The following is a 24,222-nucleotide window of genomic DNA, read 5'->3' as shown; positions in this document are numbered from 1 at the left end:
AATTAACTGATCAATTTCTTCTATTAACCAAAAAAAACCGAAAACTAATTAAAATTAATTTTCGGTTCGAAGTAGTAAAATTTAAAATTATGAAATTGTTTTTTTATTGATTTTCACTTTGCTGAAGATAGCCGTCGATTACTTCAAATGCTTTCTTCTCATCTTCCAATTTTACCATAACTTTCAACGATGTTGCCGTGGGCGTGGTCGTAAAAGTAAGATAGTTGTTTTCAACCGCATTTTTAATCTGCGCATCGTCCAACTTGGATTTGATTAATTGTATTTCTGCCTGCTTATCGCTTTCAAAAACTGATACTCTTGTACTTCTTTCCATATTCTTTTCCGTTTGAGTATCTAAATATAGAACATTTTTTTCACAATTACAAATTAACAGTTTTAAATTTTATTAATGTTATTTTCTATTTTGTCTAAAGCAAGCTTGATTTCGTCTTTCGTCACATTCAAATGGGGACGGAAACGAATCGACTGATCTCCACAAGGTAAGATAATCAAACCGTCGTTCCAAAGCTCTTCACGAAGCCTATTTCTTTGCCCGGCAGTCGGCAGATCTATGGCACACATCAATCCTCGGCCTCTTGCATTTGAAATTTTTTCAGGATATTTTTCTGCTAATAATGTAAGCTCTTCCAATAAATAATCTCCCACCACTCTCGCATTTTCCACCAAATTTTCTTTCTCAATCACCTCCATCGTCAATTGGAAACGAAGCATATCGATAAAATTACCTCCAAACGTAGAGTTGATTCTGGAACTCTCTCTGAACACATTATCAGGTACTTCATCAAATTTCTCTTTATTCGCCAACACTCCGCAAACCTGTGCTTTTTTACCGAAAGAAATAATATCGGGTTTCGCCGTAAAATGCTGGAATGCCCACATTTTACCGGTAATTCCGATACCTGTCTGCACTTCATCAAAAATCAGTAAAATATCATGATTATCACAAATTCTTCTCAATCCCAGTAAAAATTCATCTCTGAAATGGTTGTCACCTCCTTCAGCCTGAATAGGCTCAATGATGATGCACGCGACTTTATCAGGGTTCATCAGAATAGCTTCTTCGATCTGAATTAAAGCCAGATTTTCATTTTTAACCGTTTCCTCAAGATTTTCTTCCGTAATCGGGAACGTCAGTTTAGGATTCAGGATTCTAGGCCATTCAAACATCGGAAAATACTGATATTTTCTTGGATCTGAAGTATTTGTTAAGCTTAACGTATAGCCACTTCTTCCGTGAAATGCCTGTCTGAAGTGGATGCAAATTCCGGCTTCGGTGTCAAGACCTTTCGCAAAATTCTTACGCGTTTTCCAGTCGAAGCAAGCTTTCATAGCATTTTCAACGCCCATTGTTCCGCCTTCTATGAAAAAAGCATACTGCAATTCTTCAGGAATCACAACCCTCTCAAAAACTTCTAAAAAGTTTGCATATTCCTCAGTGTAAACATCTGCCAACGTCGGTTTGTTCACCGCCATTTTCCCTAACCAAGCCGATTTTTCGACAAGATAAGGGTGGTTATATCCTATGGATGCGGATGCGAACATCGAAAACATATCCAGATATTCTCTGTTAGTAAGCCTGTCATAAAGCCATGACCCATGAGATCTTTCAATATCCATTACGAAATCAAAACCATCTGCCAATACGTGTTTGCTTATAGTTTCCTTTACTTTATTTGCCTGTATATCAATTGTTGTCTGTTCCATATTTGATGTGAATTGAAAATTTAGTAAAAGATTAAAAAATTGAAAAATTAGACATTCCAGAATCTCTTAATTATTTAATCTTTTAATTTTTAAATTATTAAAGTGATGCTTTTATATATCAAACTTAATCCCTTGTGCTAAAGGAAGATTAGTCGTGTAATTTATAGTATTGGTTTGACGTCTCATATAGTATTTCCAAACGTCTGATCCCGACTCTCTTCCACCTCCGGTTTCTTTTTCTCCACCGAATGCTCCGCCAATTTCAGCACCGGAAGTTCCGATATTTACATTGGCAATTCCGCAGTCTGAACCTGCATGAGAAAGGAATAATTCCGCTTCTCTAAGGTTTTGCGTCATAATCGCAGATGATAATCCCTGAGGAACATCATTCTGAATTGCAATAGCCTCGTCTAACGTTTTGTATTTAATTAAATATAAAATCGGAGCAAAAGTTTCGTGCTGAACGATCTCATAAGAATTCTTCACTTCAGCAATACACGGCTTTACATAGCAACCGGATTCGTAACCTTTTCCTTTTAAAACCTCGCCTTCAACGATGAATTTAGCACCTTCTTTTTTACCTTTTTTAATCGCTTCCTGATACATATTTACCGCATCAGTATCGATAAGCGGACCTACGTGATTAGTTTCATCCAAAGGATTTCCTATCTTTAATTGTCCGTAAGCTTTTACCAGTCTGTTTTTCACTTCATCGTAAACGCTTTCATGAATAATCAGTCGTCTTGTAGAGGTACATCTCTGCCCAGCCGTTCCAACAGCTCCGAAAACCGCACCGATAATCGACATATTGATGTCGGCATCTTTAGAAATAATAATTGCATTGTTTCCTCCCAATTCAAGAATAGACTTCCCAAATCTCTGAGCCACATTAGTAGAAACCATTCTTCCCACTCTTGTAGAACCTGTGAAAGAAACCAAAGCCACTCTCTTATCATCTACCAATTTTTGTCCGATCTCGTGATCTGCCACCAATACACTTGAAATTCCGTCAGAAAGATTATTCTCCTTTAAAACTTCATTCATAATGTTTTGACAAGCAATTGCACAGAACGGAGTTTTTTCAGACGGTTTCCAGATCGTTACGTTACCGCAGATCCACGCTAATGCCGTGTTCCAAGCCCAAACTGCTACCGGAAAGTTGAATGCGGTAATAATTCCTACAATTCCTAGTGGATGATACTGCTCGTACATTCTGTGTCCTGGTCTTTCGGAGTGCATTGTGTAGCCATGAAGCTGTCTTGAAACTCCCACCGCAAAGTCGCAGATGTCGATCATTTCCTGAACTTCACCCAGCCCTTCCTGCAGAGATTTACCCATTTCATAAGAAACAAGTTTTCCTAAATCGTCCTTATATTGTCTTAATTTCTGACCAAGTTGTCTTACCATTTCCCCTCTTTTAGGAGCCGGAATGAGTCTGAACTCTTTAAAAGCCTTTTCAGCAGTTTCGATTACCTTATCATAATCTGATGCTCCGGAAGTCTTTATTTTAGCAATTAAGTTGCCATCTACGGGAGAATAGCTTTCTATTGTCTTTCCTGATGCAAAATATTTTCCGCCTACTGAAGTTCCTTTATTCTCTTCTTTAATTCCTAAGTTTTTGAGTGTTTTCTCGATTCCAAAATCCTTTACTTTTTTAGACATAAATATTACTTTTCGTTTTGCCTAAAGTTAAAAATATTATGCGAACCGCAAAATTTTAATTTTTTAAGTTGTTTTTTATTTGGACTAATTATAAACATGCTTATCTTTGTAAGGTAATCATTTGAATTTCAGAAATGGAAAATAATAAGACGATCAACGAGCCGGCTGCAGAAGAAAAGAAACCATCGAAATGGAAAAGCCTGGTGAAGAAATTTGGAATCGGTGGGATTATATTTTTTACCGTAAAAGGAATCATTTCCTCTACACTTATTTATTTTCTCGGAAAAAATGCATGGAGTGTGATTGCAGGGTATTTTACAGGAATATTTGATTAATTTAATTGAAATAAAAAAACACAAAAAGCAGAGATATTTTCTCTGCTTTTTTTAGGAGGTCTCCGAATTCTTTAGGACTCACATCTCGAATACAAATTCTAAATAAGCACCTGGGAGGCACCTACTATTCTTTCTTTTTTCTTCCCGAATTTGTTAAACTTTGATGCAGCAAATACTCAATCTGCCCGTTTACACTTCGGAATTCATCATTCGCCCATTTCTCCAAAAGCTTGTATGTGGACTCATCGATCCTTAAGACGAAAGATTTTTTGCCTTTGTTTTCGGAAGGATTTTGAGCTTTTTCTGATTTCATTTTTGATTTTTTTCTAATTTCTCCCTTGATTTTTAACATAAAGGTCGCAAGGATTTTCTTTTAATTACTTTATTTAAGGTCGCAAAGGCCATGATAGACTATCAAAATCTTCGACTACGCTCAGACTGACAGTGCGAGAACTCTTTATTGCAAACTTTACAAAGCAAAATTTAATTATTAATCCTTCCCGATTAATTATAAAGCGTTCCTGCATTCAAAATTGGGGTTGCTGCTTTTTCTCCACAAAGAACGACCATTAAATTGCTTACCATCGCTGCCTTTCTCTCATCATCCAATTCAACAATATTCTCTTCCGAAAGTTTTTTCAAGGCTAAATCGACCATTCCCACAGCACCTTCAACTATTTTAGTTCTCGCTGCAACTATGGCCGTAGCCTGCTGTCTTTGCAGCATTGCCCCTGCAATTTCTGAGGCATAGGCCAGGTGTGAAATTCTTGCTTCCTGAATCGTAATTCCCGCTTTTGAAAGCCGGTCCGTAAGTTCCTGTTCTAAAATTGCATTAATTTTATCGCCACCCTCTCTTAAGGTAATCGGCGCATGATCATCTTCAAGATTATCATAAGGAAAGCTCATCGCCAGATGACGTACCGCAGCTTCACTCTGCATTCTCACAAAATCTGAATATCGTTCTACATCAAATGCTGCTTTATAGGTATCTCCCACTTTCCACACGATGACTACTGCGATCTCAATGGGATTTCCCATTTTGTCATTTACCTTAAGAGTCTGACCTTGTAAATTTTCAGAACGGAGACTGATCTTTTGGGATGAATAAAGAGGGTTGATAAAGAACAAACCATTATCCTTGACGGTACCTACATATTTCCCGAAAAAATTCAGCACTCTTGAATGGTTGGGCTGAATGATCATTAAACCTTTCAGTAAAAAGCATGAAAGAAGAAAACAGATCAATGCCACACCCACCAGCAAAATATTAGTTTCAACAGCCGTAATAAAAAGGTATGCCGATACAATAAATAAGCCTAAACAAATGACTAATGTAAGGTAACCTGAAATTGGTTTTAAGATTTTTTCCATAAATATTATTTTTTAAATTTGATATTATTTTGATATCATAAAGATAGTAATAATTTCTTTTGTCTTGAAACAAAAGTTCAAGACTTGGAAACTTCCGCTAAAAATTAAAATTTAATACTAAAATCCCCAAAACTTACGCGATTTCAGGATTGGTTCTTGGATTGAACATTTGTGTCGCACTTCGAACAGTGGGAATTTTTAACGGATTAATTTTTAATTTTCTTAACGTTTCAGTTTCCTAAGTTGCTAAAATTGCATAAAAAAAATCCCTGAAAATTAATTTCAGGGATTCTTTTTTATTTATAAATGGAATTTACTTCTTGTTTAACGCTTTAAATTTAAAGAAAGAAACAGCTGATAAAAGTGCCATTGAGGCCAATCCGATATAGACCCAAGCCGGAACCGGAACCGGATCTCCTGCCGCATAAGAGTGTAATCCGCTTAGGTAATAATTAACTCCGAAATACGTCATTACCATTGAACAGAATGCAAACATTGTCGCTACGTGGAATGCCCATTTGCTTCTTAATCCCGGAACCAATCTCATGTGTAATACAAATGCGTACACCATGATTGAGATGAATGCCCAGGTTTCTTTCGGGTCCCAGCTCCAATATCTTCCCCAGGATTCGTTGGCCCAGATTCCTCCTAAGAAGTTTCCTACGGTTAACGCAAACAAACCAATCGTTAAAGACATTTCAGAGACAATTACTAATTCCTTCAATGTGGTATCATGGTGAATTTTATACGTTTCTTTATTTGAAATAATATAGAATACCAGTGAAATTACAGCGATGATCATCGACAAGGCGAAGAAACCATAACTTGAAGTAATAATCGCTACGTGAACGATCAACCAATATGATTTTAATACAGGCACAAGCGGTGTAATCTGCGGATCAAGCGCTGAACCGCCGTGTGCAAATCCCATCATAATAACCGCCACCATAAATCCAGCTGCAGGAATCAAAGCGTTTGAATTTCTATATAAAATTAAACCAGCAGTAATACCTACCCAAGAGATAAAGATAATAGCTTCGTAACCGTTACTCCAAGGTGCGTGACCTGAAATATACCATCTCGCCACCAATCCTAAGAAATGGAAAGCATAGCCAATAATCCCAAGTACGATAATTACTTTAATCGCTTTATTTAAAACTTTATTTTTCTTAAATAATTCAACAAAACCGAGAATGAGAAGCAGACCTCCAACAATGGTATAGAAGATCAACAACTTAAAATTGATATTAACCTTATTCATGAAAACCTCAAGATCTACTTTAGATTTTGCAGGAACAACCGCTTTACCCCATTTTTGCTGATACTCTGAAAGCTTTGCTAATTCAGTATCTGCCTTAGACCAATTTCCGGATTGCTGAGCCTGTAAAACCTCAGCAAAATAAGGTCCCATAACCTGCTGAGATTCCGTATCCGGTTCGAATTTCTGATCCAGCCAGGAATGCCATGTGTGATTGGCATCATTTTTTACAGGAACGATTCTCATAAACTGTCCGCTGAAAAATTCATTAAAAATCTGAACTCTTTCATTGACAGCAATGACTTCTTTATCATAATTCGTTTGTTCAGACGGTTTTTTACGGAAAGCTGCATTATAATCACCTTCAAGAATATACGTTAGGTTTCCGTTTTTATCTGCCGGAAAAAGATTCATTAATGATGTATAATCATCATCATTAGCTTTTGTTTTTTGCTTTAATGCATCACCTCCTTTTGATCCTATTTTAATCATAGGAACCATTGTCCAACTCGGCGTATCTGTATTTACTGATAAAAACCACTGGTCTGCAGTAAGGGATTTGCCGTCAGTTCCTTTGAATTCATCTTTTTTATACAGTTTTCTTAATACATCAAGTGCTTCCGTATTGATGGGAACAATTCTTCCCTCAAAGTTCTGCACTAAAAGATGTCCGAATTTATCGGCATGTTCTGCGCTGATTTTGTTTCTGGCAATAATTTCATCTGCAGAAACCACTTTCATTTTACCGAAAGGCTGCGCCCCCTGAGGGCGAATGGTTTCAGCGTTCGTATCATGCGTATGACCATCACCTTCTACATGAATATGTTCCCTGCTTCCGTCGGTTGTTCCGTGGGTTTCAATTTTCTGAGCATTTAAACCGAAGCTTAAAAGTAATAAAACAACAGCAGCTGTTTTCTTTTTGTTTACATCTTTCAGCATTTTATTTAATTTCCAGAAATGTGTTCCTTTCCAGAAGAACATAAAGAACATTCCCCCGAATAAAAATGTATATCCGATATAAGAAATCAATGTTCCCCAATAATCGTGGTTTACAGAAAGTACAGTCCCCATTCTGTCCGGATCGAAACTAGACTGAAAGAAGCGATATCCTTTATGATTCAAAACGTGGTTCATATAAATTTTAAAAGGAGTTTCCTTTCCTTCATCAATAATTTTAATATGACTTTCATATGCACTTGGCGATGAACTTCCCGGATAGGTTTCCATCACGAAATCATCTAATTTAAGTGCAAAAGGAGTGTTATACACTTTAGGTCCGAAACCTAACATAATATTTAAACCATCCATGGTGATTTGTTTGAAACCATTTGGATTTCCTTTCTCAACTGATAATTCAACCAATTGTTTTGTTTTAGGACCCTGAATTTCAACTTTCAACATATCAGGAACGTTCAGATCCTTTTTTCTGTCGCCTTCATAAGCCAGTAACTTTCCTTTTTTAAGTCCCTCAGGTACAACTAATTTCAATTCATTAATTGTATATAAGCTTCTCATAGCCAACGGCTGAAATTCGTCTTTCGCTGTATTTCCCGTTGCCTGTGTTGCCATCGTCATATACGTTGCATCTACAGGAGTTTTGATGAATAATTTTCCACCATCATTTCTAAACTCAACAGCGCCATCAATCGCTCTGTTAAACGTCACCAAAGTTCCGTTGATCGATTTGGTTTCTCCCGGTTTAATGTAGATATTTTGTCTTCCTGTATTTCCTGTGGATACCAAATGAAGATATTCAGCACCATTAGGATCAGCAATTAAGCTGTCTTTTTTTCTCTGAATATAATCTTTAGTTTCAATTTTGATTTGTTTCCCGCGGAAATCGTAAGTGGCATTAAAATCTTTGTGCAACGGCGACATCATATATGGAATATCCTGATAATCCAGGGCATCTCCTTTTTCTTCAATTTTAATTTTAAAGAAATTTTTGTCGGTCACAATTTCGTTGGATGTTTCCCCTTCACGAATATGCATTGTTCCTTCAAAACTGATGTATCTTGTGATAGCACCTCCAACGAAGATCAATACAAATGCTAAGTGGAAAACCAAAATCGGCCATTTTTCTCTTTTCCAAAGTCTATATCTTCCGATATTTCCGATAAAGTTGAGAATGAGCAACAGCATGATGAGTTCAAACCATTTTGCTTCATAAATTAAGGCTTTTGCTGTAGGCGTTCCATAATCATTTTCAAGGAACGTTGCATAAGCCATCGCGAACGCGTAAACCAGCAACAACACTGCCATTGTCCTGGTTGAGATAAGAATATCTTGGAGCTTCTTCATGATTTATATACTTGACATGCAAAAATAAGCATGATAAACCATAAAGACGTTAAAAAAAGCTGTTTTTTATCACTTTAGCCCCTGTTAGCGCTATTTTGAATCATTCTTAATAAGATGTATTTTATTAGGAAAAATTTAAAATGAAAGTTAAAATAAAATGAGATTAAAAATAGCTATTCATCTGATTGAGTAATTCTATTCCTACGGCAGGTGGCTATTAAAATCCCCTCCGCAATCAACCAATAACCTACTGAATTTCATGAATTTATTATTTCACTTTTGTTTTGAGATAAAAATTTACTGATCATCCGAAGATCTAACGGATTCCTATTCACGTAAAAATGATAAATAATGTTTAAAAGAGCCTCAAAAGACACCAAAAATGAGGTGATATGAGTGTAAATAGCTGTTTAGGCAAATCTTTATGGAAATTCATGATCTCCCCAGAACAATCCTTTTTCTGATTTTGCTCAAAAACTCATGGGAAATACCCAGATAGGAAGCCACCTGCTGCTGAGTTAAGCGCTGTTCAAGGGTCGGATATTTTTCTAAAAATTCCAGATATCTCCTATCTGCCGTTTTATTCATAAGCGATAAAATTCTTCTCTGCAAAGAAATAGAGGTCTGCTGATTCATTATTCTGAACAGCTTTTCTACCTGAGGCATAGTCTCATACAATCTGTTTTTCTCTTTTTTGGAGATCATCAAAACCTCACTATCTTCCAGAGCCTCAATATTCAAAGTACTCGGAACATTATTAATAAGACTGTCAAGATCTACGATCCACCAATTTTCAACCGCAAAATACAGCGTCTGTTCAAACCCTTCTTCATTCAGAAAATACACCTTAAAACATCCGCTGATAACAAAACCTTCAAACAGACAGTACTCTCCTTCACTGAGAACGACTTCCCTTTTCTTAAACTTTTTATGCTCAAACGGAGCCGAAAAATGTTTAAACTCTTCTTCAGAAAAGCGGACCCTGAGACTTATATTTTGATAAAGCTTCTCAAACATTCTCTATTTTTTACAAATAAAGATACCAATAATACTGGTATCTTTATTTATCATCATATTATTTTTTTATGACTGCTATTTTCCTCTGATATAGTCTTGTGTATTAACAATTATGGCGTAAAGATTATCAAGCGCCGAAACTCCCGCCAGAAAAGACTCATGAACAATACCTGCAGGTATCATCTCACCGTTAAGCTCTCGGTTTCTCGTGGCACATGCATCTCCGATAATGGTATTTTTATAACCCAGATCAAAAGCCGCTCTTGTTGTAGACTCTACGCAGACATCTGTCATCATTCCAGTAATCACAAGATTCTTGATTCCTTTAGACTGCAAATACTCCTGCAGGTCGGTATCACGAAAACTATTAGGATAGTGTTTAACGATTACTTTTTCTCCTTTTTTAGGTGCCACCACAGCGTTGATTTCGGCTCCCGGCGTGTTAGGCAGGAAAAAAGTGGCTCCTTCATTGTTAGCAATATGCCGAATATGAATAACAGGAAGATTGTTAACCCTAAAGTACTCCAGCATTTTCCGGGCATTTTCTCCCGCCTCATTCGCTCCTACAAGTTCCATATTTCCTCCAGGGAAATAATCATTCTGCACATCGATAATAAGTAACGCTGTATCCGACTGGCTATTTTTAACAGCGTCCGAATCGTGGCACGCTGTAAGTACAATCAGCATTAAAGATAATACCCCTAAAAATAATTTTTTCATGTTTTTTTATTGAATTAAATTGTAACTTTTGTTTTTATTTTATTTACTGCCCGTTAACAAACTGCGACGTGGTCTTTACTTTCGCGTACAAACTCCCCAAAGCATTTAGCCCTGCCAGGTAAGATTTCTGTACATTGGCTGCGGGGATTGTTTTTCCGTTAAGGTTACGGTCTCTTGTAGCCGTAGCATCACTTATAACTGTATTGCCAAAGCCGAAATCGAAAGCCGCTCTTGTGGTAGAAACTACGCAGACATCGGTCATCATCCCGGTTATCACAAGGTTTTTGACTCCTATACTTTTAAGATATTGCAACAGGTCTGTTTCCCGAAAACTGTTGGGATAGTGTTTAACAATCACTTTTTCATCAGCCTTGGGAGTTACCAGTTCATTAATCTCCGCACCCGGAGTATTGGGTAGGAAGAAAGTAGCTCCCGCATTGGTCGCGATATGTTTGATATGGATCACCGGTCGTCCTTTTGCCCGGTAGATCTTTAGAAGCTCCTGTGTTTTCACGCCTGCTTCTGTAGCGTTAACAAGAGTCATTTTTCCCCCAGGAAAATAATCGTTCTGAACATCAATAATAAGGAGTGCACTGTTATCAATATTTGCATTTTGTGCATGTACATTTTGGAAAAAAGAAATAAGCAGGACAAATGCGACCGTACAGCTTTTCAAAAGAAATTTCATTATTCGTTTTAATTTTAGTTAATTATTATAAATTGTTTTCGGTCTTATTTAAGATAGTCTTCGGTAGTTATCACGTTGGCATAAAGCCCGCCTAATGCTGTAAGCCCGGCAAGATAACCGGAATGAATACCGCGAGCTTCTATGACTTCACCATACAGTGTTCTACTTTCCGTAGCGCAGGCATCACCAATGAGCGTGGTGGAAAAACCTAAATCCATTGCCGCTCTTACAGTTGCATCTACACAGACATCTGTCATCATTCCGCACACCACAATATTTTCGATCTGCCCTGCTTGTAAATAAGTAAGAAGCTCAGTTTCTCTGAAACTGTTAGGATAATTCTTTTTAATTATTTTTTCATTTCCCACAGGTTTTACACATTCATGAATCTCAGCTCCGTATGTATCGGGTAGAAAGAAATCTGCGCCATCATTCACGGCAATATGCTGAATATGGATAATTTCCATACCAATTTTACGGGCATTTTCAAGTAATTTCCCTGCATTCTCCCCTGCATTTTCCGGCTGATCAAGCGTATGACTTCCACCTGGGAAATAATCATTCTGAATATCAATAATTAAAAGTGCATTTTTCATAAGAATTATATTTTTGTATTAATTTTACTTTGGCAAAGTTATCGCGCCGAAAACCCATTTCCTTTGAACTAGTTCAAAAAAGAAGAACAGAACCTCACAGATCGAGAACAGGAACATAACAGTGCGAAGAATCGTTATAAAAAACCGTTGAAATACAGATTTTCAATAATACAATAAGTGTAATACTGTTTTCTTCTTGAATTCACCTCAAAAACCCAGAAGGGGTTAAATATCAGTAGCGTCGGGTGAAACCCGATGTATATGAATTCAATGCTATTATAACGCTGAAAATGGTAAATAATTGAAAGGGAATTTCAAAGATAAAATAGTATAAAACCCCATTTAGATTTCATTGATGAAATTTCATCGTTCTTTTCGACATAGATTTTATTTCATAGTCAAATATTCACCAAAACATAACAGACATGGAAAAATAAAAAATATCATCAGTAAAGTGTAGCTCCTGCTTAAAATTTTAAACAGGAGCTAAGTAAAAACGGAAGCAGAAAGAAGCAAACCTTAATATATGGGGAATCTACTGATAAACACAAAAGGATATGGCTAACTTCCGGCTCCTTTAGTGTATTACATTATTTCATCGCCTATCATAATTGTTTCTGTTTTTAAGCAATATCCACCCGGAAATTTTAAAGAGCTTTCCGCTAAGGCGATCTTCCCAGGATGCAATATACCAATACGTAGCAGTGGGAATTACCCTTCCCAGATACTTGCCGTCCCAAACGGGCTTCTGTGGAGTAGCCTTGAAAAGTTGCTGCCCATACCGATCAAAAATGGTTGCTGAAAAGTTTTTGAATTTTGAAATCCCCTCAAAGCTGAAGTCATCGTTGTGCCCATCCCCTTCCGGCGTAATAACATTGGGGAGCATAAAGGTATAATACAGAACAGATGCATCACACAGCGTCCGTATATTCCTTACCCTGATCGTATATTCTGTATTCTTCAGCACATTGTAAAATATGTTAGAATCCTGCCAGGATACCCCGTTATCAATAGAATACTGCAGAGCAATATTTTCATTATTCTGAACTTTTATGGTAAGGATGTTATCTTTGTATGCGATATCAATAATATCGGGAACTTTTGTATAATGCACTTCGGCGGTGTAGACTTTGGAACAAACACCATTATCAATGGTTACAGTGTATACTCCGTTCAGATTTACCTCAATGGTTTGAGTACTTTCTCCTGTATTCCACTGATAAGTATAATCCGGACCTGCCCCTGCATCCAGCATTCCCTTCTGCCCCTCACAGATCTGAATATCATGAAGGGAGGAAACAATTGCCGGAACCACCGCAACAGTGACGGAAACACTTGTTTTACAACCATTATTACCTGTTCCTGTTACAGTATAAACAGTGGTGGTTTCCGGAGATACTACCTGGGACGCAGCATTTCCGGGAATCCCCGTCCATTCATAAGAAACTGCTCCCAGAGCGTTTAATGTTACAGAATCTCCTTTACAGATAATTAAGCTGGAAGCAGTTAATGTGACCGGTGGAGGTACCGTATCTTCCAATACATTCACTGAAGACTGCTTTACGCAACCACCAGAAGCAGGGCTGGTAAGGGTAAGGGTATACGTACCGCCTTTATTAACAACGGGAGTAAGCGTATCGGCACCGGAAACGATATTTCCACCCCCGGTCGCTGTCCATAAAAATACAGAGCCCGGCTGATAAACAGAACCTGAACCATCCAACATAATATCCTGAACATTGCAGGTAATGTTTTCTGTGGGAGGATTGATATTGATAATAATCAAAGGATCCATTTCAACAGTGACTGTCCTTTCATATATACAGCCTAAAGGAGTTGTTACTTTTACCGTATATAATCCTGGCGAGGTTACCGTATTGACAGGGCCGGCAACACCATTGGACCAAAGAAAAGTATTCCCTGTACCGTTTGCCGAAGCGGTTAGTATGGTAGAATCTCCCTCACAAAAAATCAGATTTCCCAGGATCTGTACATCCGGATCTTCATCTTTATAAACGGTAACGTCTACAGGATCACTTTGACATAGCCCATTGTTATTTGACAGTGTGTATACCCCTCCATTGCTAACCACAATACTTTGCGTAGTTTCTCCTGTTGACCAGAGATTTCCGGAAGTAAGACTCGAAGTCAGCGTAACCGGATTATTATGACAAATCACCGTATCGGGAGCGATAATTAAGACAACAGGCTTTACATTAACTGTAAGCTTTAATTCTGCCACACTGAAACAAATTCCTTTCGCCACTCTGACGTAAATAATCTGACTTCCCGAAGAGTAGGCAGAAGGTGATGCGATAATATTTCCGTTACCCGCATTTGCATCTGTTGCATTTTCATAATATGAAAAAACAACACCGGGATCCACTGATATATTCCCTTCCTCAGTATTCAGATTAAAAATTGCATTCGGTGTATCAGAACAGAGGCTTATTACAGAATTATGAACAGAAGGTGATGATCCTATACTTACCGTAAATGATTTCTGATACTCACAACCCAAAGGAGTTTTCACAGTTACTGAATAGGTTCCCGGATTATTCACATTGACTGTATCACCTGAATCGCCTGTCGACCAGCTGAAAATATTGCCTGTACCCTTCGCCACAGCCGTAAGAACAACTGTTTCTCCACAGGTAGAAGCAGGTCCGCTGATTTGTAGATCAGGATCTTCATCTTTATAAATGGTAACAGCTACAGGATCACTTTCACATACCCCATCGTTATTTGACAGTGTGTACACCCCTCCGTTGTTAACCACAATACTTTGCGTAGTTTCTCCCGTAGACCAGAGATTTCCGGAAGCAAGACTCGAAGTCAGCGTAACCGGATTATTATGACAAATCACCGTATCGGGAGCGATAATTGAGACAACAGGCTTTACATTAACTGTAAGCTTTAATTCTGCCACACTGAAACAAAGTCCTTTCGTAAGTCTGACGTAAATAATATTACTTGCCGAAGAATAGGCTGATGGAGTTGTGATGATATTTCCATTACCTAGATCCGCGTCTGCCGCATTTTCATAATACGAAAACACAACACCGGGATCAACCGATATATTTCCTTCTGCAGCATTCAGATTAAAGACCCCTGTTGGCGTATCGGAACATACACTTAAGCCCGCATTCTGAAATTGGGGTTTTATGCTTACATTCAAATGTAGTTCAGCTACTTTAAAACACGACCCTTTCCCTACACGTACATATACCGTCTTTGTATCTGAATGATAAGCCAATGGATTCTGAATAATATTCAGGTTGCCTGCAGTAGCATCGGAAAGATTTTCATAATACTGAAAACTTAGTCCGGGTCCAGGAGAAATCGCCCCTTCAGCCGCAGTAAGATCGAAATCAGCAGATGAAGTCTCTGAACATACGCTAAGACTACTGTCTTGTACAGAAGCACAATCATTAACAATCAAACACTGAGGAAGCATCAATGTCGTATCCAGACTAATCCCCGAGGGAAAGCTTATATTTGCAGAGCTATTGGTAAAAGGAGATGGATTTCCGGTACAGCTGGCATTGAGCTGTCCCGGAACATTGGTAATATCCACTTTTATAGTGGCTGATTCCCCGGGATTAAGAACAAGATTACTGACTGTAACAGTACCTGAGCCCGCCACTGCAGCAACAGTCCCGCCACTGCCTCCGCTCACGGAAGCATTAGGAACTGCAGCTACTTTTATATTCGCGGGAAGAGTATCTGTAAAAGCAATGGTCTGTACAACTGCATCAGATTTTGTATTGGTAACTGTCCATGTATAAGTAGCCGTCTCCCCATCGTTAATTACCGTAGGAGATAAATTCTTTGTAAGAACCGGAGCTTCAGCAAGATCGACAGAAATAAAATAGGAACCGCTAACCAAGACATCTCCCCCCAACCCTCGCTGTTCAAGCGTAATATCAACCGGATTAGGAGACCCTTGTAAGATTCCGGAGGCATCGAAAATATCTGCATCAAAGTCATAAGCTTCGGCAGCTCCATAGAGGTGCCCCTTACTTATCGGATTTCTTGCCGTATAATTCCCGGAAATAGCAGGCCCCCCATCGGCAGTAACATTGTTCACAGGTGCCCATGCAATAGATGAATTAAGAACATCAGTCTTGGAATGAGTCATAGGGTCTGCCAGTGCAGTGAGAGCAGTCCCTGTTCTCCCAAAATTCAGCAGATCAGTATATCCACGGTCACCGTAAGTTCCGGTAACCCCAACAACGGCTTTTACACTACCGTTCGCAGGAACTTTTATTCCTGTAATATTTGTTGTCACCGAAGAATTAACGAAATATCTCCAGTTATCGGCAATCGTTATATTTCTGTACTTGGAACCTGCATTTTTATAAACTACTATTATCGACCAGCCACCCATCCTAGAAGGCACTGGTGAGGGATTTGCCAGATAATATCTTCCGCCTGCACCACCTGCGGCCACGCTTACATAACCGTTAGTGGGAATAAGAGCAGTTACATCCCATATCCGTTGAGAATATCCCGTAGATGTTCGGTTGACCACACTTGAACTCTGATTTAAAGTTGTATAATTACTGCCCGGAGCTTTAAAACGCACGGAATTGAAAGCCGAAAGATCATTTTCTACAGACAAATATGCCTTCTCAACCGTAGATCCTGCCGGTAAAATAAGATCTGCTGAAGTAGACCAATTCGTAGAAGAATCATTGTCTATATCCGGTATCAGGCGGGAACCGGTAGGGGAAGTACTGTAATACCATGAATTTCCTATCATGGCTACTCCCCCTTTTATCGATTCGTGATATCTTGTAACAATTTGTGTATATATTTTACAGCATGTTAAAAGAGCAATAAATACAAGTAGTTTTTTTTTCATCATTAAATACACTTAATAAGAGAATATTGGGTCACTATAACTTTAAAATTTTATCTGCCTAAACCAGTAAGATTCAATATCCTGTTGATTTCCAGAGACAACAGCCTTCAGATACCCCATAAAAATCTCAACGTGTAGCAGATATTAATAAAAACAAAAATAACAGAGGGCTGCCCAGGTACCTATACTACATATTAACAGCAACTTTATAAAAATTTGAAATACAACAATTTACCATACTAAAAGGAGCATAATTGTAGTAGATCAACAGCTAAAAATGAATAGAAAATAAAAGCATACACAATTTTTCACATCTGCAATATGCCTGTATTAAACAAATAAAATCTTTCCGTATATTTAAGAATCTTTTCAGAAAAAATTCCGTTTAATCCTGAAAAAAAAGCACTAAATTTGCCCACATATTATGGATAAAAAGACACAGAATACGCAGAAAGAATCGCCTGACAAAGGCAAACTCCTATCAAAGCCCAGAGTATTTTCAGGGCTCACCTTTATCCTTTTTTCCATAGTTCTTACTTTTTCATTTGTTTCCTATTTAACAAACTGGAAAGCCGATCAAAGTCAGGCAGGAACTATGCTGGATAAAAGCATAAAATCTTCAAACATTTTCGGAAAATTAGGCGACTGGCTTGGAAATATTTTTATTTTTGAGAGTATTGGAGTAGCTTCCTTTATTATCGCTTTTTTATTTTTGGTTTTCGGAACCCTTATTCTGAAGAAGAAAATCTTTAAGCCATGGAAAACCGTAGGACATTCTCTATTTTTCATATGCTGGCTACCCATCTTATTCGGAGCCATTACTAAAGGCCAGGGTGTTTTAAGTGGAGTCTACGGGTACCAGATCATGGATTCCCTGAACGCCATTATCGGGACGTACGGTCTTTGGCTGGTGCTGGCATCGAGCATTATTCTGTATTTCGTACTGGAATTTAATTTAAGACCAAGTTCGATTAAAAATAAATTCAACGAAATCAACGAAAACACGATTGGAAAAGTAAAATCAATGATGCCAAGTTCTGAAGAAAACTTTGAAGCAGATGAAGAATTGATCGAAGAAATTGAAACGCCAGAAGAAATCGAAGAGGTAAAAATAGAAACACCAAAAGTTACCGTAACAGAAGTTGTTCAAAAACCGGCTCCGAAATTTACAGAACCAGAGCCAGTGAGCGTTCCGAAAGGATTTCCTGAAGTTCCGGTTTCTGCCAATTTAGATACGATCGTTACGCCAAATCATACTTCCTTTGAAGAAGACAACAAAAATGATTTTTCAAACTCGATTAATTTAAACGTAAATACTAAACCTAACTTCCCGACTTCAACTCCGGAACAGGCTTTTGATCTTTCACCTACACCTACTCCAACTCCTGTGGCAGCAGTTTCTACGGCAGTAAAAGAGGAAATTAAATTTAATGTTGAGGTAGCTCCGGTTATAGATATTTTGGATGATGCAGACAGAAAATCTCAGGATTTAGTAGATCAGCATGGCCTTTACGATCATAAGCTTGATTTGGCTAAATTCCAGATGCCCCCTATCGAATTGTTGAAAGATTACGGAAACGAAGAAATTTCTATTAACAAAGATGAATTAGAAGAAAATAAAAACAAAATCGTTGGATTGCTGAAAAACTTTAATGTAGGAATTTCGGAAATTAAAGCGACGATCGGGCCAACGGTTACATTATATGAAATTGTACCGGAAGCGGGAATCCGTGTGGCAGCCATTAAAAAACTGCAGGATGATATTGCGTTAAATCTTTCTGCTTTAGGAATCAGAATTATTGCTCCGATGCCTGGAAAAGGAACAATTGGTATTGAGGTTCCGAGAAAAAATCCTACGATGGTTTCAATGCGTTCGGTGATTGCTTCTCAGAAATTCCAAAATACAGATATGGATTTGCCTGTTGTTTTTGGTAAAACGATTTCGAATGAAATTTTCATGGCCGACCTTTCAAAAATGCCTCACTTACTGATGGCCGGGGCCACGGGACAAGGTAAATCAGTTGGGATTAATGCTATTTTGACTTCCCTTCTTTATAAGAAACATCCAAGCGAGCTGAAATTCGTGATGGTAGACCCTAAAAAAGTGGAACTTTCTTTATATTCTAAAATAGAAAGACATTATCTGGCAAAACTTCCGGATGCGGAAGAAGCGATTATTACAGACACCAATAAAGTAATCAACACGCTGAACTCTCTTTGTATCGAAATGGATACGAGGTATGATTTGCTTAAAAACGCTTTCTGTAAAAACTTAAAAGAATACAACAAAAAATTCACGGAAAGAAAATTAAATCCTGAAAACGGTCACCGTTATTTACCCTACATCGTTTTGGTGGTGGATGAGTTTGCAGATTTGATTATGACAGCCGGAAAAGAAGTAGAATTACCAATTGCCAGATTAGCACAGCTTGCGAGAGCGGTTGGAATTCACTTAATTGTTGCAACACAAAGACCGTCTGTAAACGTAATTACAGGTATGATTAAAGCGAATTTCCCTGCAAGAGCGGCATTTAGAGTAATTTCAAGTGTAGATTCCAGAACGATTCTGGATTCTCCGGGAGCAGACCAATTAATTGGTAAAGGAGATATGCTTTACTTTAATGGAAACGAAATTTTAAGACTTCAGTGTGCTTTCGTAGATACGCCGGAAGTTGAAAGATTAGCAGAATTTATCGGGGAACAGAAAGGATATCCTTCGGCATTTATTCTTCCGGAATACGTTTCTGAAGAAGCGACAAGTTCAGTTGGAGCCTTTGACCCTAATGAAAAAGATGCGTTATTTGAAGAAGCAGCAAGAATTATTGTTTCAACACAGCAAGGCTCTACCTCAATGCTTCAGAGACAGTTGAAGTTAGGATACAACAGGGCGGGAAGAATTATGGATCAGCTGGAAGCAAGCGGAATTGTAGGTGGTTTCAACGGAGCTAAGGCTCGGGAAGTTATTATAAGCGACCTTCACTCTTTGGAACAATTTTTGGAAGATCTGCGCAGTTAAGCCTGAACAAAGGATTTATGTTTAACTTTTAAGACTTTTAAAAATCTAAAATTAAAGATTAAGAAAAAATGAAAAGTATTATTTCAAAAATTATATTGGGAAGCTTCGTTGCAGGAGCTGTTGGTTTTTCGAATGCACAGAAAATAGATGCCAAAGCAAAAAAAATACTAGATGATATTACCGCCAATTATAATTCTAAAAAAAACTCCTATTTTAAATTTTCATTCGGGACAGGCGTGAACGGTCAGGTTGCCAAAACAGAACCCGGTATTTATTACTCGGCAGGCAACAAATACAAACTGAAGATCATGGACACTGAACAGATCTTTGATGGCAGTAAAATCTATAATATCAACGCCGAAGACATGGAGGTGACAATAGCAAAACCCAATGGCAGCAGCAGCATGTTCTCCCCTATCAATTATCTGACAACCTACAGAAATGATTATAACGTAAGCTATGGAGGCAAAAAGAATGTCAATGGCGTTAATGCTGATTTCATCAAACTGACTCCGGTAAAAGCCAACGGATTAAAATATGTCTATCTCTTCGTAGACTCTTCGAAAAACCAGATGGTAAAACTTGAACAGCACGGAAACAATAAGGATGTTGCCGTAATCGCCATTAAAGAATACAAGGAAAACCAGGATCTGGATCCCAATATGTTCGTATTTGACAAGAATAAATTTAAAAATTACGTGATTACAGAATTATAAAACTCTGTGGCAGATGATATCCGACAGTGAATTCGAGAAAAGGTCATTTGCTTTCATAAAAATTTCATAAAATATAAGAGCCACAAAGAAAACTTTGTGGCTTTTTCATTAATTTTGGCGCATGTTAAAAATACTCGATCGATATATCATAAAAACCTTCTTTGGACCGTTTTTCTTTATATTCAGTGTTTTGTTTTTCATTTTTATTGTAAACATTATCTGGGTTCAATTGGGGCAATTTATGGGAAAGGGATTAAGCTACTGGCAAATCCTAAAACTTCTCTTTTATCTGGGAGTCAGCGTTGTCAGTCTGGTACTGCCCCTTACCATTCTTCTGGCCAGTATCATGTCTTTCGGAGAATTTGGAGAGCGTTATGAACTTGCTGCCATGAAGGCAGCCGGGATATCGCTGACCCGGGTGATGCTTCCACTACTGGGTGTGACTACCGTTTTGGCTATCCTCCTCTATTTCTTTTCCAATAATATCATTCCTGATTTTCAGAAGAAAGCCAAGAATATGCTTTTCAATATCGCCCAAACCAAACCCGCGCTTAACTTTACGCCGGGACAGTTTCTGGATCAGCTTCCGGGATATATGGTAAAATTTGATAAGATCTATGGTGAAAACGGAGAAAATATTGAAGGTGTATTCGTTCATAAAAAAGCAAGTACCTACGAAAATCAACAGACCATTGTTGCTGAAAAAGGAAAATTTGCTCCGGCAGTGAATAAAAACTTTTTAAAACTGGTGTTATACAATGGGTATATCTACGAAGATAATATCAAAGGTGGCGATGCAAGGCAAAAGCAACCCGATCAGGCTATAAAATTTGATACACTCGTTTCCCACTTCGATATTAGTGAACTTATTGATCAGGCTATTGAAAAAGAGCAAATTACGGATGACTATCGTTTTAACACCTACAATGAACTCAATACGACCATTTCAAAAATAAAAAAAGATAACCAGACATTTTTTACGACAGTAAGCAGTGATGCCATTAACCAGGCCAATCCGGTTATTGGTTATATGGATCAGAATAAGTCAAAAGCCAAACCTAAACAACAGGTAAAGCTGGATACCGTAAAAGAGGCTAAAAAGCTGGAAATGATTTATTCTGCACACAGTCGTCTGGACAACCTTAAAAATACAGTAGAGGGAAAAACAACAGAAATTAACCAAAATGTAAAATATTTCAGCAAAGTAATTATCTATCAGCAAAGAATAATATCCTATTCAGTAACCTGTATTATTTTCTTTTTAATTGGAGCCAGTTTGGGATCTATTATCAGAAAAGGAGGGATGGGAGTTCCTGTTATTATTGCCATTGTCATATTCATTATTTTTTATGTTATGAACCTTGGGATCGAAAATATCGCATGGGGTGGAAAAATGGATCCTTATCTCGCAGCATGGCTTCCGAATATGATTTTATTTCCTTTTGGAATATGGATGACCTTCAAAGCACTCACCGACTCTCAGTTGTTTGATGCTGAAAAATACAAAGCATTCTTCAAGCCTATCAGAAAACTATTTGTGAAAAGCGAAGAACATAAAAGATATCAATAAAAAACAATACAAAAGACCCGACATAACGGGTCTTTTTTTATGGAGGACAATTTTATCTCCTTTTGATGAAAAATTTTTGACTTATATTTTTCCCCATGGTGACCTGTTATTCCTTCTATTTTTTGTATTATTGACCATCCAAATTAATAATATGAAAATTTTTATCTCCGGTCTTTGCTTGGCATTGCTCGTTTCATGTAAAAAAGAAAATAATCCTGATGTTCCACACGGATCACCAAAGGACAGCACGGTAGCCCAGGCAGGCACTTTGTCATCCGGTAAATCCCCGGAAACCACAGACCAGATCAAACAGGAATTTACTGTTCTCAATGAACAGCTGCTGGCTAAAAAATTAGATTCAACAGGCTTTGACTACCACTGTGAGGAACTAGAAGGCGAAGTGCATTTCTATTATGATCAGCAAAAACTGAGAATGGTCAAACATTTCATATCAGACAGTCATTATTCTTCGGTAGCAAAGTATTATATAAAAAACGACAAGGTATTTTTTATATTTAAAGAAGATACCTTATGGCAGTTTGATGGCGGAACTCCTGAAAAACCGATTACCAAAGACAGCATCAATCAACAAAGAATTTATCTGCAAAACGATAACCCGATCCAATGTTTAGAGAAAAACTTTATCATAAGATCTGTCGGTAAAAATATAGACCCTGAAACGGTTCCGAATAAAGAAGGCAAATGTGATGTGAAAGAATTAATGAAAACCTACCAAACCATCCTGAAAAATAAAGATAAAAAAGACAAAGTACTTTGCTTATAAAACAAAAAGAGGTTCCCAAAACGGAAACCTCTTTTTTATTTTCAAGACTGAAAATTATACTTTCATAATTTCAGCATCTTTTACTTTAAGATGATCATCACAAGCTTTCACATATTTATCTGTAAGCTCTTGGATAGTTGCTTCAATACCTTTAACAAGATCTTCAGAAACACCGTCTAGCTTTTTAAGTTCTTTCAAACCGTTTTGTCTTGCGTTTCTTACAACGATTTTTGTATCTTCAGTTTCTCCCTTAGCCTGTTTTGCCAGTTCGCGTCTTCTTTCTTCTGTTAAAGGCGGTACATTAAGGATAATATTTTCCCCGTTGTTAGAAGGTGCAAAACCTAAGTTAGAATTAATAATTGCCTTTTCAATAGCGTTAATCGCTGTTCTGTCCCAAGGTTGAATAGAGATTGTCATGGCATCCGGTACAGAAACGTTGGCAACCTGATTAAGCGGAGTCGGAGCCCCGTAATACTCTACCATCACATCCTGAACCATACTTGTAGACGCACGCCCCGCTCTGATTCTTTGAAATGCATGATCCAAGTGCTTAATAGCTGCTTCCATGTCCTGCTGTACAGATTCTACTATAAGATCTAATTCTTCCATTATATAATAAAAATTTGATAAATTACACATTTATAAATGATTCAAGTAAAAAGAAACAGGTTAAAAGTAAAAAGTTCATTTACTTATAAACTTTGTAGTTTTCATTCCACTTGGCTCTTTTTACTTTTTACTTGGTTATTAACTTATAAGTCAACTAAAGTACCAACATTATCTCCGTCTACAATTTTTTCTAAATTACCGTCTTTATTCATATCAAAAACAATAATTGGCAATTTATTTTCGTGGCTTAAAGTAAATGCCGTCATATCCATTACTTTAAGATTTTTAGCATAAACTTCGTCGAAAGATAAAGAATTATATTTTACCGCGTCAGCATTTTTTTCAGGATCGCTGTCGTAGATACCGTCTACTCTCGTTCCTTTCAAAATAACATCAGCACCAATTTCGATTGCTCTAAGCGTTGCTGCCGTATCTGTTGTAAAATAAGGGTTACCCGTTCCGGCTCCGAAAATTACCACTCTACCTTTTTCAAGATGTCTTACTGCTCTTCTTTTGATGAAAGGTTCCGCTACTTTGTCCATTTCGATAGCAGATTGAAGTCTTGTTTTCACGCCTGCATCTTCCAAAGCACCTTGTAGCGCCATCCCGTTGATTACCGTTGCAAGCATTCCCATATAATCTCCCTGCACTCTGTCCATCCCTTTTGCAGCACCCGCTACTCCACGGAAAATATTTCCTCCTCCAATTACAATGGCAACTTCACAGCCTTTTTCTACCACTTTTTTTATTTCAGCAGCATATTCCTGCAGCCTGTCAGTATCAATACCATACTGTCTGTTACCCATTAAGGCCTCACCACTTAGCTTAAGAAGGATTCTTTTATATTTCATCTTTATTTTAAATAACTTTTTTTCGTTAGAATGCGTCAAAATTTGACTTTGCAAATATAATCATTAATAAGGTTGATTCTATATTATAGATTATAAATTTTAAAAGTACCATTTTACACCTCCAACAAAGGCTTTT

The 24,222-nt window shown here is 37.6% G+C and carries 18 protein-coding genes; 5 read left to right on the top strand and 13 right to left on the bottom strand.

All coding sequences use genetic code 11. The features are described from left to right. Positions 1-103: 103 nt before the first annotated feature. From VUJ46_RS02325 to amaB, 3 genes are all read right to left on the bottom strand, one after another. Positions 104-334: a DUF2007 domain-containing protein gene (locus tag VUJ46_RS02325; RefSeq protein ID WP_326983405.1), complete on the bottom strand. Its 231-nt coding sequence runs from the start codon at positions 332-334 to the stop codon at positions 104-106. 62 nt (positions 335-396) lie between these two features. Further along, on the bottom strand, positions 397-1,725 hold the full coding sequence (lat, locus tag VUJ46_RS02320) for an L-lysine 6-transaminase (RefSeq protein WP_326983404.1): 1,329 nt from the start codon (positions 1,723-1,725) through the stop codon (positions 397-399). A 111-nt stretch (positions 1,726-1,836) separates the two neighbouring features. Further along, positions 1,837-3,387 carry an L-piperidine-6-carboxylate dehydrogenase gene (gene amaB, locus VUJ46_RS02315; RefSeq protein WP_326983403.1) on the bottom strand — a complete coding sequence of 517 codons (1,551 nt, stop codon included), beginning with the start codon at positions 3,385-3,387 and terminating at the stop codon, positions 1,837-1,839. A gap of 134 nt (positions 3,388-3,521) precedes the next feature. Between amaB and VUJ46_RS02310 the strand changes: the two genes are divergently transcribed. Beyond that, positions 3,522-3,722, top strand: coding sequence for a hypothetical protein (locus VUJ46_RS02310; protein WP_326983402.1), 201 nt, complete (start codon positions 3,522-3,524; stop codon positions 3,720-3,722). Positions 3,723-3,846: 124 nt separating this feature from the next. On the opposite strand, the gene VUJ46_RS02305 is transcribed toward VUJ46_RS02310, so the two are convergent. The 8 genes from VUJ46_RS02305 to VUJ46_RS02270 form a co-directional block, all read right to left on the bottom strand. Further along, positions 3,847-4,035: a hypothetical protein gene (locus VUJ46_RS02305; RefSeq protein WP_055986973.1), complete on the bottom strand. Its 189-nt coding sequence runs from the start codon at positions 4,033-4,035 to the stop codon at positions 3,847-3,849. Between the two features lie 191 nt (positions 4,036-4,226). Beyond that, positions 4,227-5,093, bottom strand: a complete 867-nt coding sequence (locus tag VUJ46_RS02300) for an SPFH domain-containing protein (RefSeq protein ID WP_326983401.1) — start codon at positions 5,091-5,093, stop codon at positions 4,227-4,229. 313 nt (positions 5,094-5,406) lie between these two features. Next, positions 5,407-8,652 carry a cytochrome c biogenesis protein gene (gene ccsA, locus VUJ46_RS02295; RefSeq protein WP_326983400.1) on the bottom strand — a complete coding sequence of 1,082 codons (3,246 nt, stop codon included), beginning with the start codon at positions 8,650-8,652 and terminating at the stop codon, positions 5,407-5,409. 432 nt (positions 8,653-9,084) lie between these two features. Next, entirely contained in the window at positions 9,085-9,669 is a 585-nt protein-coding gene (locus VUJ46_RS02290) for a Crp/Fnr family transcriptional regulator (RefSeq protein WP_326983399.1), read from the bottom strand. A 75-nt stretch (positions 9,670-9,744) separates the two neighbouring features. Further along, positions 9,745-10,389 carry a cysteine hydrolase family protein gene (locus tag VUJ46_RS02285; protein ID WP_326983398.1) on the bottom strand — a complete coding sequence of 215 codons (645 nt, stop codon included), beginning with the start codon at positions 10,387-10,389 and terminating at the stop codon, positions 9,745-9,747. A 43-nt stretch (positions 10,390-10,432) separates the two neighbouring features. Beyond that, entirely contained in the window at positions 10,433-11,077 is a 645-nt protein-coding gene (locus VUJ46_RS02280; RefSeq protein WP_326983397.1) for a cysteine hydrolase family protein, read from the bottom strand. Positions 11,078-11,121: 44 nt separating this feature from the next. Further along, the gene (locus tag VUJ46_RS02275; protein ID WP_326983396.1) at positions 11,122-11,673 is read right to left on the bottom strand and encodes a cysteine hydrolase family protein; all 552 of its coding nucleotides are present in this window, start codon (positions 11,671-11,673) and stop codon (positions 11,122-11,124) included. 595 nt (positions 11,674-12,268) lie between these two features. Next, a complete protein-coding gene (locus tag VUJ46_RS02270) occupies positions 12,269-16,438 on the bottom strand; it encodes a T9SS type B sorting domain-containing protein (protein ID WP_326983395.1) in 4,170 nt (1,389 codons plus the stop codon). Between the two features lie 526 nt (positions 16,439-16,964). On the opposite strand from VUJ46_RS02270, the gene VUJ46_RS02265 reads away from it, so the two are divergent. From VUJ46_RS02265 to VUJ46_RS02250, 4 genes are all read left to right on the top strand, one after another. Then, on the top strand, positions 16,965-19,556 hold the full coding sequence (locus VUJ46_RS02265) for an FtsK/SpoIIIE family DNA translocase (RefSeq protein WP_326983394.1): 2,592 nt from the start codon (positions 16,965-16,967) through the stop codon (positions 19,554-19,556). Positions 19,557-19,624: 68 nt separating this feature from the next. Beyond that, a complete protein-coding gene (locus tag VUJ46_RS02260; protein WP_326983393.1) occupies positions 19,625-20,272 on the top strand; it encodes a LolA family protein in 648 nt (215 codons plus the stop codon). 121 nt (positions 20,273-20,393) lie between these two features. Then, complete coding sequence (locus VUJ46_RS02255) at positions 20,394-21,842, top strand: LptF/LptG family permease (protein ID WP_326983392.1); 1,449 nt, start codon at positions 20,394-20,396, stop codon at positions 21,840-21,842. Positions 21,843-21,993: 151 nt separating this feature from the next. Next, the gene (locus VUJ46_RS02250; protein ID WP_326983391.1) at positions 21,994-22,626 is read left to right on the top strand and encodes a hypothetical protein; all 633 of its coding nucleotides are present in this window, start codon (positions 21,994-21,996) and stop codon (positions 22,624-22,626) included. A 54-nt stretch (positions 22,627-22,680) separates the two neighbouring features. On the opposite strand, the gene frr is transcribed toward VUJ46_RS02250, so the two are convergent. Then, on the bottom strand, positions 22,681-23,235 hold the full coding sequence (gene frr / locus VUJ46_RS02245; RefSeq protein WP_326983390.1) for a ribosome recycling factor: 555 nt from the start codon (positions 23,233-23,235) through the stop codon (positions 22,681-22,683). A gap of 143 nt (positions 23,236-23,378) precedes the next feature. Continuing rightward, positions 23,379-24,086 (bottom strand): UMP kinase, encoded by a 708-nt coding sequence (gene pyrH, locus VUJ46_RS02240; RefSeq protein ID WP_326983389.1) that lies wholly within the window; start codon positions 24,084-24,086, stop codon positions 23,379-23,381. Positions 24,087-24,222: the final 136 nt, after the last annotated feature.

This window comes from Chryseobacterium sp. MYb264 (assembly GCF_035974275.1).
GTDB lineage: Bacteria > Bacteroidota > Bacteroidia > Flavobacteriales > Weeksellaceae > Chryseobacterium.
The sequence above is the reverse complement of the archived record's forward strand: the minus strand, read 5'-3'. Positions and strand labels throughout refer to the sequence as shown.

Excerpts from the sequence above, each read along its gene's own strand:
- VUJ46_RS02325 (WP_326983405.1), bottom strand. The coding sequence starts at position 334 with ATGGAAAGAAGTACAAGAGTATCAGTTTTTGAAAGCGATAAGCAGGCA.
- lat (WP_326983404.1), bottom strand. The coding sequence starts at position 1,725 with ATGGAACAGACAACAATTGATATACAGGCAAATAAAGTAAAGGAAACT.
- amaB (WP_326983403.1), bottom strand. The coding sequence starts at position 3,387 with ATGTCTAAAAAAGTAAAGGATTTTGGAATCGAGAAAACACTCAAAAAC.
- VUJ46_RS02310 (WP_326983402.1), top strand. The coding sequence starts at position 3,522 with ATGGAAAATAATAAGACGATCAACGAGCCGGCTGCAGAAGAAAAGAAA.
- VUJ46_RS02305 (WP_055986973.1), bottom strand. The coding sequence starts at position 4,035 with ATGAAATCAGAAAAAGCTCAAAATCCTTCCGAAAACAAAGGCAAAAAA.
- VUJ46_RS02300 (WP_326983401.1), bottom strand. The coding sequence starts at position 5,093 with ATGGAAAAAATCTTAAAACCAATTTCAGGTTACCTTACATTAGTCATT.
- ccsA (WP_326983400.1), bottom strand. The coding sequence starts at position 8,652 with ATGAAGAAGCTCCAAGATATTCTTATCTCAACCAGGACAATGGCAGTG.
- VUJ46_RS02290 (WP_326983399.1), bottom strand. The coding sequence starts at position 9,669 with ATGTTTGAGAAGCTTTATCAAAATATAAGTCTCAGGGTCCGCTTTTCT.
- VUJ46_RS02285 (WP_326983398.1), bottom strand. The coding sequence starts at position 10,389 with ATGAAAAAATTATTTTTAGGGGTATTATCTTTAATGCTGATTGTACTT.
- VUJ46_RS02280 (WP_326983397.1), bottom strand. The coding sequence starts at position 11,077 with ATGAAATTTCTTTTGAAAAGCTGTACGGTCGCATTTGTCCTGCTTATT.
- VUJ46_RS02275 (WP_326983396.1), bottom strand. The coding sequence starts at position 11,673 with ATGAAAAATGCACTTTTAATTATTGATATTCAGAATGATTATTTCCCA.
- VUJ46_RS02270 (WP_326983395.1), bottom strand. The coding sequence starts at position 16,438 with ATGATAGGAAATTCATGGTATTACAGTACTTCCCCTACCGGTTCCCGC.
- VUJ46_RS02265 (WP_326983394.1), top strand. The coding sequence starts at position 16,965 with ATGGATAAAAAGACACAGAATACGCAGAAAGAATCGCCTGACAAAGGC.
- VUJ46_RS02260 (WP_326983393.1), top strand. The coding sequence starts at position 19,625 with ATGAAAAGTATTATTTCAAAAATTATATTGGGAAGCTTCGTTGCAGGA.
- VUJ46_RS02255 (WP_326983392.1), top strand. The coding sequence starts at position 20,394 with ATGTTAAAAATACTCGATCGATATATCATAAAAACCTTCTTTGGACCG.
- VUJ46_RS02250 (WP_326983391.1), top strand. The coding sequence starts at position 21,994 with ATGAAAATTTTTATCTCCGGTCTTTGCTTGGCATTGCTCGTTTCATGT.
- frr (WP_326983390.1), bottom strand. The coding sequence starts at position 23,235 with ATGGAAGAATTAGATCTTATAGTAGAATCTGTACAGCAGGACATGGAA.
- pyrH (WP_326983389.1), bottom strand. The coding sequence starts at position 24,086 with ATGAAATATAAAAGAATCCTTCTTAAGCTAAGTGGTGAGGCCTTAATG.